Origin of the sequence: Frigoribacterium sp. PvP032, assembly GCF_017833035.1 — a bacterium.
Lineage (GTDB): Bacteria > Actinomycetota > Actinomycetes > Actinomycetales > Microbacteriaceae > Frigoribacterium.
Window position 1 is genome coordinate 1,449,033 of record NZ_JAFIBM010000001.1, and the last position, 16,271, is coordinate 1,465,303.

Genomic DNA, 16,271 nt, shown 5'->3' on the forward strand with positions numbered 1-16,271 from the left:
CCCGTCGTGGGCGGGCCGGGCGAGGGCACGGGCTGGCGGGGCGCCCTCCGCGGCGCCCTGGGCCCTGGCGCCTGGTGGCGGCGCCGGGGGGCCTGGCGAGACGCCGGCCCGCACCTCCTGTCGGCGTGGCGTCGATCGCTCGAGTTCCGCACCGTCGCCCTCACCGTGGTGCTCGCCGGGGTCGGGGCGTCGATCATCGCCACCTCGATCTCGGTCAGCATCAGCGCCAACCTGTACGACCAGCGCCGGGACCAGGTGCAGTCCGAGTCGCAGCGCGCCACGATCCTCGCGCAGTCGATCTTCGACTCGGCGACGGCCACGGAGGACGCGGACCAGGTCGAGCTCGACTCCCTGCAGAACGAGGCCCAGAGCACGATCCTCGGCTCGACGTCGAGCCCTGGCGGCACGAGCATCGCGATCCTCCGGACGCCGGGCCAGTCGACCGCGCAGACCGTGCAGGACATCGCGAGCCCCGACTTCCCCGGCGCGGAGCTGACCCCCGAGCTCCGCGAGCGAGTGGCCTCGGACACCGGAGCGCTGTCGATGCAGCCGGTCGCCCTGCCGCGGGCGGACGGCGGGTCCGTGCCCGGCATCGTGGTCGGCAGCACCCTCCAGGTGCCTACGGCGGGGCAGTACGAGCTCTACCTCGTCTACGACCTCAGCGACGCCGCGACGACCCTGGCGCTGATGCAGCGCACCCTGGCGCTCGGCTCGCTCGCGCTCGTCGTCCTGATCGGGGTCATCACGTACGTGGTCGCCCGGACGGTCGTCCGGCCCGTGCGCGTCGCGGCCGAGACGAGCCAGGCGATCGCGGCCGGCGACCTCGACCAGCGCATCCCCGAGAAGGGCCAGGACGTCATCGCGACCCTCGGCCGGTCGTTCAACGGGATGGCCGACGGCATGCAGCGGCAGATCTCGCAGCTCGCCGAGCTGTCGCGGGTGCAGCAGCGTTTCGTCAGCGACGTGTCGCACGAGCTGCGCACCCCCCTCACCACGATCCGCCTCGCCGGCGACGTGCTCTACGACCAGCGCGGATCGTTCACGCCGTCCGCGGCGCGCACGGCCGAGCTGCTGCACACGCAGGTCGACCGCTTCGAGCTGCTGCTGGCCGACCTGCTCGAGATCTCGCGCTTCGACGCCGGCGCCGTCGAGCTCGACGTCGAGAGCACGACCGTCGCGACTCTGGTGGAGGACGGCGTGGCCGAGTTCGAGCCCCTCGCCGCCGAGACGGGCAGCGTCATGAGCATCGACGCGAGGGGCGGGTTCCTCGAGGCCGAGGTCGATCCGCGTCGGCTCCGACGCATCCTCCGCAACCTGCTCGGCAACGCCGTCGAGCACGGCGAGGGCCGGCCGATCGAGGTGGAGGTCGACAGCGACGCCGAGTCGGTCGCCGTGGCGGTGCGCGACCACGGGGTCGGCATGCGGCAGAGCGACGTCGAGCGCGTGTTCGACCGGTTCTGGCGGGCCGACCCGTCCCGTCGACGGACGATCGGCGGCACCGGCCTCGGGCTCGCCATCAGCCTCGAGGACGCCGTGCTGCACGGCGGTCGTCTCGAGGTGTGGTCGAGGCTCGGCGAGGGCAGCCGCTTCGTCGTGACGCTGCCCCGCGTCGCGGGCGCGGCCACCACCTCCTCGCCCTTGCCCGTCGTGCCCCGCGACGCGGACGACCTGGCCGAGCACGGGTCGGAGCCCTGGGCGGGCGCACCGCCGGAGGCGACGGCGGCCCGGCAGGTCCTGAGCGGCCACGAGGAGGTGCGCCGTGCGAGGCCGTGACCGCCTGCGTGCCCTCGTCGCCGGCCTCGTCCTCTCGGCGACGGTGCTCGCCGGCTGTGCGTCCATCCCCGACAGCGGCCCCGTGCAGGAGGGCGACCCCATCACCGCCGACGTGCCGAGCGACGTGGTCTACACGCCGAAGGGCCCGGTGGCGGACAGCTCGCAGGAGCGCATCCTGCGGGACTTCATCTCGGCGGGCACGGGTCCGCAGGACAACTACGCGGTCGCCCGCGAGTACCTGTCGGCCGGCTTCGCCGACGCCTGGGACGCTCGGGCGAGCGTCACCGTGCGGCCGGGCGGCGGCGCCACGACACGCGTCGGGGAGGCCGAGCTGGAGTACGCGTTCACCGCGACTGCCACCCTCGACGGAGGGGGGCACTACGTGCCCGCCACCACCTCGGTGCCCACGAGCCTCGGCTACTCGTTCGTGCAGGAGGACGGCCAGTGGCGCATCAGCGACGCCCCGGACGGCACGGTGCTGAACCCCGCCACGTTCCAGTCGATCTTCCGGGCGCACGCGGTCTACTTCTACGACCCGTCGTTCCGGTACCTCGTGCCGGACCAGCGCTGGTTCCTCGCTCGGTCGTCGACGAGCACGCGCATCGCGTCCGCCCTGCTCGACGGGCCGTCGACCTGGCTGCAGGGCGCCGTCGTGTCCGCGTTCCCCGAGGGCACGCAGCTCTCGCTCACGGCCATCACCGTCGACGACGGCACCGCGAGGGTCGACCTCACGAGCGACGCGCTCTCGGCCTCGGACGCCGCGCGTGCACGCATGCAGGCCCAGCTGCTGGCGAGCTTCTCGACCCTCTCGACCATCACGGCGGTCGAGCTCAGCGTCGAGTCGACGGTCCTCGACGTGCCCGACCTCGGCGGCTCGGCTCCCCTCCGCGACCCCACGGTCGACGCTCGGCCGCTGGTCGTCGCCGACGGTGCGCTGGGCTTCGCCTCGCGGGCGTCGATCAGCCCCCTGCCCGTGCTCGGCCCGGTCGTCGCGGCGCTGGCCCCGACCTCGGCAGAGGCGTCGGCGGACCTGTCCTCCGTCGTCGTGGGCACCGACCGCGGTGCGCTCCGGGTGGGGTCCGACGGCTCGACGTCGATCGCCGACGGGCGGCAGGGACTCGCCCCGCCGTCCCTCGACGACAGCGGGTACGTCTGGTCGGTGCCCGTCGTCGACCCCAGGGCCGTCACCGCCACGGGTGCCGACGGGGTCGTCCACGCCGTCACCTCGACCCTGCCCTCAGGCCCGACCGTGGTCGCGTTCCGGGTGTCGCGGGACGGTGCCAGAGCGCTGGTGCTGCTCGACGACCAGGGCGAGTCGCGCCTCCTCGTCGTCGCCCTGCTGCGCGACTCCCGCGGCGTGCCGACGGCCCTCGGCCCGCCGGTCGAGCTCGCGGCGCCGACCGGCCGCCCCGTCGACGCGACGTGGGCCGACCAGCTGACCGTCGCCGCCCTGACGGACACGGGGGAGGGATCACTCGTGTCGCTCGCCGAGGTGGGCGGTGCGTCGGAGGGATCGGGGCAGCCGTCGGGGAGCGCGACGACCATCGTCGGCGGGAACGGCCCCTCCGGCCTGAGGGTGCTGACGGCGGAGGGCTCCGTGCTGGAGCCCCGGGGCAGCAGCTGGCAGGACACGGGCGTGGTGGCCGACCTGCTCGCGACCCAGCGCTGAGTCGCCGGACGGCAGATGTCGTTCCTCCCCGGGGCCGGTCGAGGTGACGCCGTCCCCGGCCGGGGTCGAGCCGCCACCGGCAGGTCGGCCGGCACGACCAGGCTGAGCAGGTGCCCGTCGTGCTCCCTCCCTCATTCGCAGCCGCGCTCCGGGGCGCGCTGGCCGCCGTGTCGCCCGTCAGCTGCGCCGGCTGCGGCGCTCCCGACCTCGAGCTCTGCGGCGGCTGCCGCCGGCTCCTCCGTCCGCAGCCCGTCGAGACGGTGCACGGCGGCCTCCGCGTCGTGACCGCGCTCCGGTACGAGTTCGAGGTCCGCGAGGCGGTCCTCGCCTACAAGCAGCGTGGCCGGCTGAGGCTCGCGGCCGAGCTCGGCCCCGCGCTGCGCGCCGCGCTCGACGTCGTCCTGCCGCCGGACGCCGTGCCGGCGGCCCTGGTGGCGGTCCCTCCGTCGCCGTCGGGCCGGCGGCGGCGGGGCTGGGACCCGGTGACCGTCCTCGCCAGGGCCGCGGGCGCGCCGGCGTCGGCGGGCGTCCTCGTCGTCCGGCCCGGCAGGTCGTCCTCCCAGAAGCGTCTCGACCGCGAGCAACGGGCGAGGGCCCGCGAGGGCAGCCTGCGCTGCCGCGTCGACCTGACGGGTCGCCGTGTGGTCGTCCTCGACGACGTGCTCACGACCGGCAGCACCGTGCAGGAGGCGCGGAGGGCCCTCGAGGAGGCGGGCGCCGAGGTGGTCGCCGCGGTCTGCCTGGCGGCGACTCCAGGTGGACGGGAGGTGACACGGAGGCGTCTACCTGGCTACGGTGGGGCAAAGGCGTGAAAGGACATCCGCCTGGCTGACAGGCGGCACGTCGATAGCCATAGGAGGTCGTCATGGAAATTTCCGTCACGGGTCGAAACGTCGGCATCACCGATCGTTTCCGCGACTACGCCACTGACAAGGCCGACAAGGTGGCACAGCTCGCCACCAAGGCTCTGGCGCTCGAGATCAAGGTCTCGCGCCACAACGAGAAGGCCAGCGGCCAGGCCGGCGACGACCGCGTCGAGCTCACCCTCATCGGCCCAGGCCCCCTCGTGCGGGCCGAGTCGACGGGAGGCGACAAGTACGTCGCCTTCGACCTCGCGGTCGCCCGCCTGCTCGAGCGGATACGCCGGGCGAAGGACCGCAAGAAGGTCCACAGGGGCCAGCACAGGCCCACCTCGCTGCAGGAGGCCTCCAGCGCGGACTTCAGCACGCTCGGGGTGGTGCCCGCCGCGGCCGAGACCCTCGACGCGGTCCGCACGGGCAGTGTCCCGACGGTCCAGGGCGAGGTGGCAGAGGAGGAGGACGAGGTCTACACGCCCGTCGTCATCCGCAAGAAGGTCTTCGCGTCGACGCCGATGACCGTCGACGACGCCCTGTACTACATGGAGCTCGTCGGCCACGACTTCTACCTCTTCATCGACTCGGAGACCGAGCGGCCGAGCGTCGTGTACCGGCGCAAGGGCTGGGACTACGGCGTCATCGGCCTCGACCAGAGCGCCCCCGAGCTGCAGGAGGCGGCCACCGCGCTGAAGGCGGGCTTCACCGGCTGATGGGTCGCCGCCGGGGCGCGTCGCCCCGGCGGCCACGTCCTCGCGGCCACGTCCTCGGGGAGCGAGGAAGGGGGACCACGCCGGTCCTCCCTCCTCCTCCCTAGGTCGTGGCCGCTAGTCTTGTCACCATTCCGTGATCGTCCCGCGAGGGGGCGGACACGTCCAGAACCAGGGAGCATCCGTTGGCCAACGTCCTAGAGAAGGTCCTCCGCGTCGGTGAAGGGCGCACACTCCGCAGGCTCAAGGCGTACGCCTCGGCCGTCAACGAGCTCGAGGACGACTTCACGACGCTCACCGACGACGAGCTCAAGAACGAGACCGTCGAGCTGCGCGAGCGCTACGTCGGCGGCGAGTCGCTCGACGACCTGCTGCCCGAGGCGTTCGCCGCCGTCCGCGAGGCCGCGAAGCGCACCCTCGGCATGCGCCACTTCGACGTGCAGCTGATGGGCGGCGCGGCCCTCCACCTCGGCAACATCGCCGAGATGAAGACCGGCGAGGGCAAGACGCTCGTCGCCACCACGGCCGCCTACCTGAACGCGATCGCCTCCCGCGGCGTCCACGTCATCACGGTCAACGACTTCCTCGCGAGCTACCAGTCCGAGCTGATGGGCCGTGTCTTCCGTGCCCTCGGCATGACGACGGGCTGCATCCTGGCCGGGCAGACCCCCGCCGAGCGCCGCGAGCAGTACGCCGCGGACATCACCTACGGCACGAACAACGAGTTCGGCTTCGACTACCTGCGCGACAACATGGCGTGGCAGTCACAGGACATGGTGCAGCGCGGCCACTTCTTCGCCGTGGTCGACGAGGTCGACTCGATCCTCATCGACGAGGCCCGCACCCCGCTCATCATCTCCGGGCCCGCCTCGGGCGAGGCCAACCGCTGGTTCGCCGAGTTCGCGACGATCTCGAAGCGGCTCGTCGCGGGCACCGACTACGAGGTCGACGAGAAGAAGCGCACGGTCGGCGTGCTCGAGCCCGGCATCGAGAAGGTCGAGGACTACCTCGGCATCGACAACCTCTACGAGTCGGCCAACACGCCCCTCATCTCGTTCCTCAACAACTCGATCAAGGCCAGCGCGCTGTTCAAGCGCGACAAGGACTACGTCGTCATCAACGGCGAGGTGCTCATCGTCGACGAGCACACCGGACGCATCCTCAGCGGCCGTCGCTACAACGAGGGCATCCACCAGGCCATCGAGGCGAAGGAGGGGGTGGAGGTCAAGGCGGAGAACCAGACGCTCGCGACCGTCACCCTGCAGAACTACTTCCGGCTGTACAAGAAGCTCTCCGGGATGACGGGAACGGCCGAGACCGAGGCCGCCGAGTTCATGAGCACCTACAAGCTCGGCGTCGTCCCCATCCCGACGAACAAGTCGATGCAGCGCATCGACCAGACCGACCTCGTCTACAAGAACGAGACGGCGAAGTTCGAGCAGGTCGCCGAGGACATCGTGGAGCGCCACGAGAAGGGCCAGCCCGTGCTCGTCGGCACCACGAGCGTCGAGAAGAGCGAGTACCTCTCGCGCCTGCTCGCGAAGCGCGGGGTCAAGCACGAGGTGCTGAACGCGAAGAACCACGCCAGGGAGGCGGCGATCGTCGCGCAGGCCGGTCGCTTCGGGTCGGTCACGGTCGCCACGAACATGGCAGGTCGAGGCACCGACATCATGCTCGGCGGCAACGCGGAGTTCCTCGCGGTCGCCGAGATGAACACGAAGGGCCTCAGCCCCTCCGACACCCCTGACGAGTACGAGGCCGCCTGGGACGACGTCTTCGCGGCCAAGAAGGCCGAGGTCGCCACCGAGGCCGAGAAGGTCATCGAGGCAGGCGGGCTGTACGTGCTCGGCACGGAGCGCCACGAGTCGCGTCGGATCGACAACCAGCTGCGGGGACGCAGCGGTCGTCAGGGCGACCCGGGCGAGAGCCGGTTCTACCTCTCGCTGACGGACGACCTGATGCGCCTCTTCAACTCCGGCGCCGCCGAGTCGCTGATGGGCCGCGGCAACGTGCCGGACGACCTCGCGATCGAGAACAAGATCGTCGGTCGCGCCATCCGGTCGGCCCAGTCGCAGGTCGAGTCGCGCAACGCGGAGATCCGCAAGAACGTCCTCAAGTACGACGACGTCCTCAACCGCCAGCGCGAGGCCATCTACGGTGACCGCCGTCACATCCTCGAGGGCGACGACCTGCAGGACCGGTCGCAGCGGTTCCTCGAGGACGTCGTCAACGAGGTCATCGACCAGCACACGGGAGAGGGCAGCCCCGACGACTGGGACCTCGACGCCCTCTGGACCGAGCTGCGGACCCTCTGGCCCATCTCGATCACCATCGACGAGGTCATCACCGAGGCCGGTTCCAAGGGCAAGGCCACGCGCGACTTCCTGGGCCAGGAGATCCTCTCCGACGCCAAGGTGGCCTACGGGGCTCGAGAAGAGACGCTGGGCGAGCCCGCCATGCGCGAGCTCGAGCGCCGCGTCGTGCTGTCGGTCATCGACCGTCGCTGGCGTGACCACCTGTACGAGATGGACTACCTGAAGGACGGCATCGGCCTCCGGGCGATGGCGCAGCGCGACCCGCTGGTCGAGTACCAGCGTGAGGGCTACGCGCTCTTCCAGAGCATGATGGGCCAGATCCGGGAAGAGTCGGTCGGGTTCCTCTTCAACCTCGAGGTCGAGGTCCAGTCCCAGGTCGGCGCTGCCGAGACCCCCGTGATCGCCGCCAAGGGCCTCGACGGCGAGAAGCAGCAGCCGAAGCTCGAGTACTCCGCGCCGAACATCGCGGGCGAGGTCGAGGTCCGCGACCAGCGTGGTCGCCTGGAGCAGGCTGCGACGGCCAAGGCCCAGAAGGCCCAGGACGACGCCGAGCGAGGCGACGAGCCCGAGATCGCCGCGGCACAGGCCACCAGCACGTCGAAGCCGGCAGCGCGCGGGGCCTTCGGCCAGACCTCCGGCGGCTCGGCGGGCGGCGCGCCCGTCAACCGCGCGGACCGTCGCGCAGCCGGCAAGAAGAACGGCTGAGTCGGCGGGCCCGACGACGACCGTACGACCCCGACGGGGCCGCTCACCCCTGGCGAGCGGCCCCGTCGCCGTCTGAGCCCGGGTCAGAGGATGTGCAGCGCGCTCGCCTGCCAGCGTGAGCCGACGATCTCGAGCCGCACCGCCACCGCGCGGGAGCGACCCCGGCCGTGCACGACGACGACTGCCTCCACGACCCCCGGCACGGGGCGGGCGACCTTCACGGTGCCGATCCGGAGGACGGGGCGGACGGGGCGGTCGGCCAGCACGGAACGCGCGCGCGTCGACAGCTGGACCCGGGAGCGCAGCACTGCGTGGACCTCGCTCGTGACCCACCGGGTCAGTTGCTGGAGGTCGCGGGTCCCGGCGAGCACCTCGAGCACCGATCGCGCGAGGCCCTCGGCGGCGCGGCCGGGGTCGAGCTCCGGCTCGACGGGCACGGTCGGCTCCCCGACGACAGGCTCGACGAGGAACAGCTCGACGGCACGGCGAGGTCGATCCGACGGACCAGGTCCGTCGTGGTCGTCGGGCTCGGGCGGCAGGAGGGCGAGAGAGGGAGGCATGGGTCTCGGACTTTCGTGGGGAGGCGTGGCGTTCAACATATGACATGTCCAGACGGGTCTGTCCCTCCGGGCTCCCGCTGTGGACAAGTGGGAGGTCCCACGGCGGACCCCAGGCGATCGGCGAGCCCTCGATCGCGGTCGACCTAGACTGGGGCGGTGTCGACGCTCAGTGATCTCGTTCTCGCCCAGGGCCGCTCCAGCGAGGCGGACGTCGAGTGGCTGCACCTCCTGGTCGGCGACTGGCAGCTCCTCGCCGACCTCGCCTTCGCCGACATGGTGCTCTGGGTGCCCACGGACACCGGCAGCTACGTCGCCGTCGCCCACGCGCGGCCGTCGAGCTCGGCCACGCTCTTCTACCGCGACTTCGTGGGCCAGGAGGTGCGGCCAGAGTGGCGCTCGCAGATCCAGCAGGCCTTCGAGACGACGCGCATCGTCGACTCCGCGGCGCCGGACTGGTACGAGGAGACCCCCACGCGCGTCCGCGCCGTCCCCGTCCTCCGCCGGCTGGGCGCGAGTCGCCCCGACGTCACGGAGGCGCCCATCGCGGTGATCACGCGACACACGAACCTGAGCGAGGCGCGGACCCCGAGCCGCCAGGAGCTCACCTTCAACCAGTGCAGCAACGACCTCTTCGCGATGATCGCCGCGGGCGACTTCCCCGATCTGGGTGCGCCCACCGGGCCCCGGCGGGGTGCCCCCCGCGCCTCCGACGGCCTCCTGCGTCTCGACGTCGACGGCACGGTCACCTTCGCCAGCCCCAACGGGCTGTCCGCCTTCAACCGCATGGGCTTCGCCGGCGAGCTCGAGGGCGAGTCGCTCGCCGAGGTGACGACCGGGCTGCTGCAGGGCAAGCTCGTCATCGACGAGTCCCTCCCTCTCGTCGTCACGGGCAGGGCCCCGTGGCGCACGGACATCGAGGCGCGCGGGGTGACCGTCTCGCTGCGCGCGATCCCGCTCCGCGACAAGGGCGAGCGGGTGGGCGCCGTGGTGCTCTGCCGCGACGTCACCGAGCTCCGGCACCAGGAGCGCGAGCTCATCACGAAGGACGCGACGATCCGCGAGATCCACCACCGGGTCAAGAACAACCTGCAGACCGTCGCGTCGCTCCTCCGCATCCAGGCCCGACGGACGCACACGGACGTCGCCCGGGAGGCCCTGACCCAGGCGATGCGCCGGGTGGCCTCGATCGCCGTCGTCCACGACACCCTCTCCGAGGGACTCAGCCAGAACGTCGACTTCGACACGGTCTTCGACCGGGTCCTGATGCTCATCACCGAGGTCGCCTCGAGCCACGCGACCACCGTGCGCCCCACCAGGACGGGGAGCTTCGGCGCCCTCCCGAGCGAGTACGCGACACCGCTGGCGCTGGCGCTCACCGAGCTCGTGACCAACGCCGTGGAGCACGGCCTCGACGGTCGGGACGGCGTCGTCGAGATCTCGGCCGAGCGCGACGACGAGCAGCTGACCGTGAAGGTGCGCGACGACGGCGTCGGCCTGCCCGAGGGCAAGGTCGGCTCCGGCCTCGGCACGCAGATCGTCCGGACGCTCATCCAGGGCGAGCTCGGCGGCACCATCGACTGGCACACGCTCGTGGGGAACGGCACCGAGGTCACCATCGAGATCCCGTTCCGCTGGCTCACCCGCTCCTAGCCGCCTCCCGGCTCCGACCGTCCCGATCGCGCCGTGCGTCGCGCACCCCGCGCTGTCCTTCTCGGGGGCGGGTCAGTCGCGTCGAGGGCGGGTCGCGGACGACCCGCCCTCGACGCAGACGACCCGCCCTCGACGGCAGGTGGTGCCGCAGCGCTGCTCATGCCGGACCTGGCCGGCCCTGCTCCGGCCTGTGGGCCCAGACGACGACGAGGCCGGCTCCCCGTGGGGGAGCCGGCCTCGTGTGTTCGCTGGTGCTGTTCGGTGCCTAGCTGGCGCGGCGTGCGCGGGCCGCGCGGCGCTTCAGCGCTCGACGCTCGTCCTCGCTGAGCCCGCCCCAGACGCCCGAGTCCTGACTCGTCTCGAGGGCGTACTGCAGACAGGTCTCCGTGACCGTGCAGCGACCACAGACGGTCTTCGCCTTGTCGATCTGGTCCACGGCGGGGCCCGTGTTGCCGACCGGGAAGAAGAGCTCCGGGTCAGCGGTCAGGCAGGCGGCTTTGTCACGCCAATCCATCGATGGGTACTCCTTTGGGTGCTGGACCGGGCACGTCGAAGCGCCGGGTTCCGGTGGGGGGAAGAAAGCCGAGAGACTTCGATTCATTGGGAGGCGCGCACCACGACGTACACGTCACTTCGACCTCGAATATGGTCGCATACTGGAACCGCCAGATCAAGGATTCTCAGGAGGGATCGAGCGTGACCGAACAGTCCGGGGACACCCCTCGCGGGGGGACAGGTCGTTCTGCGGCACGGCGTCCGGCTCTCTTCTGGCTGCTCGTCCTGCTGCTCGCCGCCGAGGCGGCGCTGCTCGCGGTCGCGACGGCGTACCTGCTGATCGAGATCCTCACGGTGCAGCCCGACTCCTACGCCGCCGCCGCCGCGATCCTGCTGCTGACCCTGATCGCCACGATCTGGCTGGGCGCCATCGTCGTCGGCGCCCTGCGCGGCCGAGGCTGGATCAGGGGCGCCGCGATCGTCTGGCAGGTGCTGCAGATCGCGGTCGGGGTCGGGAGCCTCCAGGGCACCTTCGCCAACCCCTCCGTCGGGCTCTGGCTGATCGTCCCCGCCGTGCTCGTCGTGGTGCTGCTGCTCGTCCCGAGCGTCGTCGCCGTCACCTCCGCACGCGACGACGCCCCGCCGCGCACCTACTGACCAGGGCGAGGCGGGGCGTCGGCCATGAGCCTCAGTCCAGGCCGAGCTTCTTCCGCAGCGACGCCACGTGGCCGGTCGCCTTCACGTTGTACAGCGGCAGCTGCACCACGCCCTCCTCGTCGAGCACGAACGTCGACCGGATCGTGCCCGTCACGATCCGTCCGTAGTTGTTCTTCTCGCCCCACGCGCCGTACTGCTGGTGCACGGTCAGCTCCGGGTCGGACAGCAGGGGGAAGTTCAGGCCCTGCTCGTCCTTGAACCGGCGGAGCGCCTCCGGGGCGTCCTTCGAGACGCCCAGCACCTGGTAGCCCGAGCCCGCCAGCGAGTTGATGTTGTCGCGGAAGTCGCACGCCTGCGTCGTGCAGCCCGGCGTCGACGCCGCCGGGTAGAAGTACACGATCACCTTGCGGCCGGCGAAGTCCGACAGCGAGACAGGAGCACCCGACTCGTCGTCGAGGGTGAACGAGGGCGCCGCGGCGCCCTTCGCGAGCTTCGTGGACATGGTGCTCCGATCTCGCGGCGCGCAGGGGCACCGGTGGTTCTCAGGGGGTCGATTCTCATGCTAGAGTCATTCCTCGTTGCGCCACGCCGCGCAGCATGCACCTCTAGCTCAATTGGCAGAGCAACTGACTCTTAATCAGTGGGTTCTCGGTTCAAGTCCGAGGGGGTGCACCACAAAATGGGTCTCCTGTGTTCGAAGCTCCGCTTCTTCGCGGGGGATTTTGTTCCACGCCTTTCGTCGCCCGCGGCGACGTGCGGCTCGGGTCGTGCGCGGCAGACACTTCTGCCCGCCAGGTGCTCATGGCGCGGGGCGCGGACGACGCTTCGCTCGTCCCCTTCGGCGACGGTGGGGCGCGCGGCGGGGGCGGCGGCGCTTCGCGCGCCACCTTCGGCGACGGTGGGGTGGGGCGGCGGCGCTTCGCGCGCCACCTTCGGCGACGGTGGGGTGGGGTGGCGGCGCTTCGCGCGCCACCCTCGGCGACGGGGCTTCGCGCGACCCGGGGTGGCTAGGGTGGCGGGATGGCGACTGTTGTGGTGGTGCGGCACGGGCGGACTACGGCGAACGCGACGGGGGTGCTCGCGGGGCGGACTCCCGGGGTGCTGCTGGACGAGGCGGGGCGGCGGCAGGCCGCCGCGACCGGGGCACGGCTGGCCGTGGTGCCGTTCGCCCGGGTGGTGACCTCGCCGCTCGAGCGGTGCCGGGAGACCACGGAGGCGATCGTCGCGCAGCAGTCGGCCGACGCCTCCTTCGAGGTGCTGGTCGACGACGCGATCACCGAGTGCGACTACGGCGACTGGCAGGGCCGACCGCTGTCCGAGCTGGCGAGCGAGGACCTCTGGCAGGTCGTCCAGCGCCAGCCGTCCGCCGTGACCTTCCCCCGCGGCGAGACGATGTCGGGCATGCAGCACCGCGCCGTCAGCGCGATCCGCGCCCACGACGCCGCCGTCGAGCGAGAGCACGGGCCGGGTGCCGTCTGGCTCGCCGTCAGCCACGGCGACGTGATCAAGTCCGTCTTGGCCGACGCGCTCGGCGCGCACCTCGACCTGTTCCAGCGCATCTCGGTCGGCCCGGCGTCGGTGTCGATCGTGCGCTACGGCACGCACCGCACCGACGTCCTCGCCACCAACACCGACGGGGGCGACCTCAGCTGGCTGCGCGGCGCGGCACCCGGCGCGGACGCCGCGGTCGGAGGAGGCGCCGGCCCCGTCTGAGAGCCGGCCCCGGACACCTGCCCCCACCGCTCGTAGGATGACGCCATGCCCACCATCGTCCACGGGTTCGACTGGCCCGACCGCGTCGTCGTCGGCACCGTCGGGCGCCCGGGAGCCCGCACGTTCTACCTCCAGGCCCGCGACGGCCGCCGCGTCGTCAGCGTCGCCCTCGAGAAGGAGCAGTCCGCCGTCCTGGCCCGCAAGATCGACGAGATCCTCGACGAGGTGCGACGCGTGGACGGCAACCCCGCCAGCGTCCCCGAAACGATCCCGGACGAGCTCGTCGACCATGCTCCCCTCGACCAGCCCGTCGAGCCCGAGTTCCGGGTCGGGGCCCTCAGCCTCGGCTGGGACCCGTCCACCGCCCAGGTCGTCGTCGAGGCGTACCCCCTCGTCGACCCGGGTGAGGACGACCTCGACCTCGACGTCGACCTCGACGCCGACGCCGCCGAGCCGGTCGAGATGATGTCGCTGCGGCTCCCCGTCGGCACCGCCAGGGCCTTCGCCGCCCGCACCCTCGAGGTCGTCGGTGCCGGTCGTGCCCTCTGCCCGCTCTGCGGCGCCCCCATGGACCCCGACGGGCACGTCTGCGCCGGGCCCGGCGACTCCTGGTGACGCCGGGGCCCGACCTGGTGACGGGAGAGCTGACGCTCACGGGCCGGGTGACCACCGCCTCCAACGCGACGTTCGTCGGCGAGGTCGACGGCGTGGTCGTCGTCTACAAGCCCGTCGCGGGCGAACGCCCCCTCTGGGACTTCCCCGACGGCGACCTGGCCTCGCGGGAGGTCGCCGCGTGGCACGTGTCCGAGGCGCTCGGCTGGGACGTCGTGCCGCGGACCTGGCTCCGTGACGGGCCTCTCGGCCCCGGCATGGTGCAGCTCTGGTGCGACGTCGACCCTGAGCAGGACGCCGTCGACCTGCTGCCCTCGGCCGACGTGCCGGACGAGGGCTGGCGCACGGTGCTCGAAGGACTCGACGAGGAGGACGAGCCGGTGGCGCTCGTGCACGAGGACTCGACGGCCCTCCGCCGGATGGCCGTCTTCGACGTCGTCGTCAACAACGCGGACCGCAAGGGCGCTCACGTCCTCGCGATGCCCGACGGCCGTCGCCACGGCGTCGACCACGGCCTCACCCTGCACTCCGAGCACAAGCTCCGGACCGTGCTCTGGGGCTGGGCGGGCGAGCCCCTGACGACCGACGAGCTCGACGGGGTCGCCAGGGTCGAGCAGCAGCTCGGCGGCGAGCTGGGGGCCGTCCTCAGCGGCCTCGTCACCGAGGCCGAGCTCGCGGCCCTCGGCGCCCGCTGCGCCCGCCTGCGAGCGGCGGGCACCTTCCCCGAGCCCGAGGGCCAGGCGCCCGCCGTGCCGTGGCCGCTGTTCTGACCGTGACCGGAGACCGCTGCCGCTACTCCTGACCGCGGTCGTCGCGGGGGAGCTGCGACGACGCGTCCCGGCCCGTGACCGGGTACGGGCCCGTCATGCCCTCGCGCAGGCGGGCTGCCGCGAGGATGCGGTCGCGCTGCAGGTGCCAGCCGAGCACCAGCAGCGGGATGATGACGACGAGCGACATGACCGTGAACGAGCCGATCGGCCAGTCGATCGCCATCAGCACGACGACGGCCAGCAAGAACGCCAGCGTCAGGTAGCTCGTCACGGGCGCGCCGGGCAGCCGGAACGACGGCTCCTCCGCCTTGCCCTCCTTGGCCCACTGCCGCAGGCGCATCTGGCAGAGGATGATGGTGCCCCACGCGGTGAGGATGCCGAGCGACGCAATGTTGAGGACGATCTCGAACGCGGTGTTCGCGCCGACGACCGCGTTCAGCACGACGCCGAGCAGGGTGATGCTCGCGGTGAGCAGGATCCCGCCGAACGGGACGCCGCCCTTCGACATCTTCGTCGTGAACTTCGGCGCCGAGCCGTTCATGCCCATCGAGTGCAGCACGCGGCCGGTCGAGTAGAGCCCGGCGTTGAGGCTCGAGAGCGCGGCGGTGACGACCACGAAGTTCATGATCGAGCCGGCCACCTCGCCCACCTGGGGGCTGCCGATGCTGCCGAAGAAGGTGACGAACGGGCTCTGGCCGGCCTCGTACGAGGTGTAGGGCAGAAGCAGCGACAGCAGCACGAGGCTGCCGACGTAGAACACCGCGATGCGGATGATGACGGTGTTGATCGCCCGCGGGACGACCTTCTCCGGGTGCTGCGTCTCGCCGGACGCGGTGCCGACGAGCTCGATGGCGGCGTACGCGAACACCACGCCCTGGATGACGATCACCGCGGGCAGGAGGCCGTTCGGCAGGATCCCGCTCGCTGCGATCACCGACCAGCCCGTGTCGATCGACTCGCCGCCGCTCGTCACCGGGAACGACGCGGCGAGCCAGACGACCCCGACGACGAGGAACACCACGAGGGCCGCGACCTTGATGATCGCGAACCAGAACTCCATCTCGCCGAACACCTTCACGGCGAGCAGGTTCACCGAGAGGACGACGGCGAGCGCGACCAGGGCCAGCAGCCAGTCGGGGGCGGAGGTGAAGGCGCTCCAGTAGTGCAGGTAGAGGGCCACGGCCGTGACGTCGACGATGGCTGTCATCGCCCAGTTGAGGAAGTACATCCAGCCGGCGGCGTACGCGGCCTTCTCGCCGAAGAACTCGCGGGCGTACGAGACGAACGACCCCGAGGAGGGGCGGTGCAGCACGAGCTCGCCGAGGGCGCGGAGGATGAAGAACGCGAAGACGCCGCAGATCGCGAAGACGATCGCGAGGGCAGGGCCGGCCGAGGCCAGGCGACCTCCGGCGCCGAGGAACAGCCCCGTGCCGATCGCGCCGCCGATGGCGATCATCTGCAGCTGGCGCGGCTTGAGCCCCTGGTGGAACCCCTCCTGCTCGTGCGAGAAATCCTGGGGGACGTGGTCGGGGGAGGCGCCTGCGCCGCCCTCGTTCGAGGGACTCGTCATGGCACGACCGTAGACCCCACGGTGCACGATGTGCACCCTCCCTGGCCGGTGGGCGCGAGACGAGGAGGCGCGGGTCGCTGTCTGCAGGTTCTGTAACGATGGGGTCTCGATCACGATCCCCGCAGGCACAGGCGACACGCCGTCACGGGGGACGTGTGCGGTCCCCAGGGAGGAGGTCGGCGACTTGGCCGTCACCTGTCGCCCGCGCTACCGTCATG

General features: G+C 71.8%; 13 protein-coding genes, 1 tRNA gene and 1 pseudogene. 11 read left to right on the top strand and 4 right to left on the bottom strand.

What is annotated here, in order from left to right:
- Positions 1-6 precede the first annotated feature (6 nt).
- From mtrB to secA, 5 genes and pseudogenes are all read left to right on the top strand, one after another.
- The gene (mtrB, locus tag JOE35_RS06680) at positions 7-1,773 is read left to right on the top strand and encodes an MtrAB system histidine kinase MtrB (protein WP_307802971.1); all 1,767 of its coding nucleotides are present in this window, start codon (positions 7-9) and stop codon (positions 1,771-1,773) included.
- Positions 1,760-3,442 (top strand): LpqB family beta-propeller domain-containing protein, encoded by a 1,683-nt coding sequence (locus tag JOE35_RS06685; protein WP_209560436.1) that lies wholly within the window; start codon positions 1,760-1,762, stop codon positions 3,440-3,442. The genes mtrB and JOE35_RS06685 overlap by 14 nt, the downstream gene beginning before the upstream one ends.
- 119 nt (positions 3,443-3,561) lie before the next feature.
- Positions 3,562-4,254 (top strand): ComF family protein, encoded by a 693-nt coding sequence (locus JOE35_RS16070; protein ID WP_209560437.1) that lies wholly within the window; start codon positions 3,562-3,564, stop codon positions 4,252-4,254.
- Positions 4,255-4,307: 53 nt separating this feature from the next.
- On the top strand, positions 4,308-5,009 hold the full coding sequence (gene hpf / locus JOE35_RS06695) for a ribosome hibernation-promoting factor, HPF/YfiA family (RefSeq protein WP_209560438.1): 702 nt from the start codon (positions 4,308-4,310) through the stop codon (positions 5,007-5,009).
- 182 nt (positions 5,010-5,191) lie between these two features.
- Positions 5,192-7,844 (top strand): annotated as a pseudogene (gene secA, locus JOE35_RS06700) (preprotein translocase subunit SecA); the annotation flags it as partial.
- Positions 7,845-8,109: 265 nt separating this feature from the next.
- Here secA and JOE35_RS06705 read toward each other — a convergent pair.
- Entirely contained in the window at positions 8,110-8,586 is a 477-nt protein-coding gene (locus tag JOE35_RS06705) for an Rv3235 family protein (protein WP_209560440.1), read from the bottom strand.
- Between the two features lie 156 nt (positions 8,587-8,742).
- Between JOE35_RS06705 and JOE35_RS06710 the strand changes: the two genes are divergently transcribed.
- On the top strand, positions 8,743-10,236 hold the full coding sequence (locus JOE35_RS06710) for a sensor histidine kinase (RefSeq protein ID WP_209560441.1): 1,494 nt from the start codon (positions 8,743-8,745) through the stop codon (positions 10,234-10,236).
- Between the two features lie 265 nt (positions 10,237-10,501).
- Here JOE35_RS06710 and JOE35_RS06715 read toward each other — a convergent pair whose 3' ends face one another.
- On the bottom strand, positions 10,502-10,750 hold the full coding sequence (locus tag JOE35_RS06715; RefSeq protein ID WP_055796236.1) for a WhiB family transcriptional regulator: 249 nt from the start codon (positions 10,748-10,750) through the stop codon (positions 10,502-10,504).
- A gap of 182 nt (positions 10,751-10,932) precedes the next feature.
- On the opposite strand from JOE35_RS06715, the gene JOE35_RS06720 reads away from it, so the two are divergent.
- Complete coding sequence (locus tag JOE35_RS06720) at positions 10,933-11,388, top strand: hypothetical protein (protein WP_307802972.1); 456 nt, start codon at positions 10,933-10,935, stop codon at positions 11,386-11,388.
- Positions 11,389-11,419: 31 nt separating this feature from the next.
- On the opposite strand, the gene bcp is transcribed toward JOE35_RS06720, so the two are convergent.
- The gene (bcp, locus tag JOE35_RS06725; protein WP_209560442.1) at positions 11,420-11,890 is read right to left on the bottom strand and encodes a thioredoxin-dependent thiol peroxidase; all 471 of its coding nucleotides are present in this window, start codon (positions 11,888-11,890) and stop codon (positions 11,420-11,422) included.
- Between the two features lie 97 nt (positions 11,891-11,987).
- Here bcp and JOE35_RS06730 point away from each other — a divergent pair.
- The 4 genes from JOE35_RS06730 to JOE35_RS06745 all read left to right on the top strand — a co-directional run bounded on the left by JOE35_RS06730 (position 11,988) and on the right by JOE35_RS06745 (position 14,483).
- A tRNA-Lys gene (locus tag JOE35_RS06730) sits at positions 11,988-12,063 on the top strand.
- Between the two features lie 345 nt (positions 12,064-12,408).
- On the top strand, positions 12,409-13,101 hold the full coding sequence (locus tag JOE35_RS06735) for a histidine phosphatase family protein (RefSeq protein WP_209560443.1): 693 nt from the start codon (positions 12,409-12,411) through the stop codon (positions 13,099-13,101).
- A 45-nt stretch (positions 13,102-13,146) separates the two neighbouring features.
- Positions 13,147-13,716 carry a DUF3090 domain-containing protein gene (locus JOE35_RS06740; RefSeq protein WP_209560444.1) on the top strand — a complete coding sequence of 190 codons (570 nt, stop codon included), beginning with the start codon at positions 13,147-13,149 and terminating at the stop codon, positions 13,714-13,716.
- On the top strand, positions 13,713-14,483 hold the full coding sequence (locus tag JOE35_RS06745) for an SCO1664 family protein (RefSeq protein WP_307802973.1): 771 nt from the start codon (positions 13,713-13,715) through the stop codon (positions 14,481-14,483). The genes JOE35_RS06740 and JOE35_RS06745 overlap by 4 nt, the downstream gene beginning before the upstream one ends.
- A gap of 22 nt (positions 14,484-14,505) precedes the next feature.
- Here JOE35_RS06745 and JOE35_RS06750 read toward each other — a convergent pair whose 3' ends face one another.
- Entirely contained in the window at positions 14,506-16,053 is a 1,548-nt protein-coding gene (locus JOE35_RS06750) for an amino acid permease (RefSeq protein WP_209560445.1), read from the bottom strand.
- Positions 16,054-16,271 lie beyond the last annotated feature (218 nt).

Excerpts from the sequence above, each read along its gene's own strand:
- hpf (WP_209560438.1), top strand. The coding sequence starts at position 4,308 with ATGGAAATTTCCGTCACGGGTCGAAACGTCGGCATCACCGATCGTTTC.
- JOE35_RS06705 (WP_209560440.1), bottom strand. The coding sequence starts at position 8,586 with ATGCCTCCCTCTCTCGCCCTCCTGCCGCCCGAGCCCGACGACCACGAC.
- JOE35_RS06715 (WP_055796236.1), bottom strand. The coding sequence starts at position 10,750 with ATGGATTGGCGTGACAAAGCCGCCTGCCTGACCGCTGACCCGGAGCTC.
- bcp (WP_209560442.1), bottom strand. The coding sequence starts at position 11,890 with ATGTCCACGAAGCTCGCGAAGGGCGCCGCGGCGCCCTCGTTCACCCTC.
- JOE35_RS06735 (WP_209560443.1), top strand. The coding sequence starts at position 12,409 with ATGGCGACTGTTGTGGTGGTGCGGCACGGGCGGACTACGGCGAACGCG.
- JOE35_RS06740 (WP_209560444.1), top strand. The coding sequence starts at position 13,147 with ATGCCCACCATCGTCCACGGGTTCGACTGGCCCGACCGCGTCGTCGTC.
- JOE35_RS06750 (WP_209560445.1), bottom strand. The coding sequence starts at position 16,053 with ATGACGAGTCCCTCGAACGAGGGCGGCGCAGGCGCCTCCCCCGACCAC.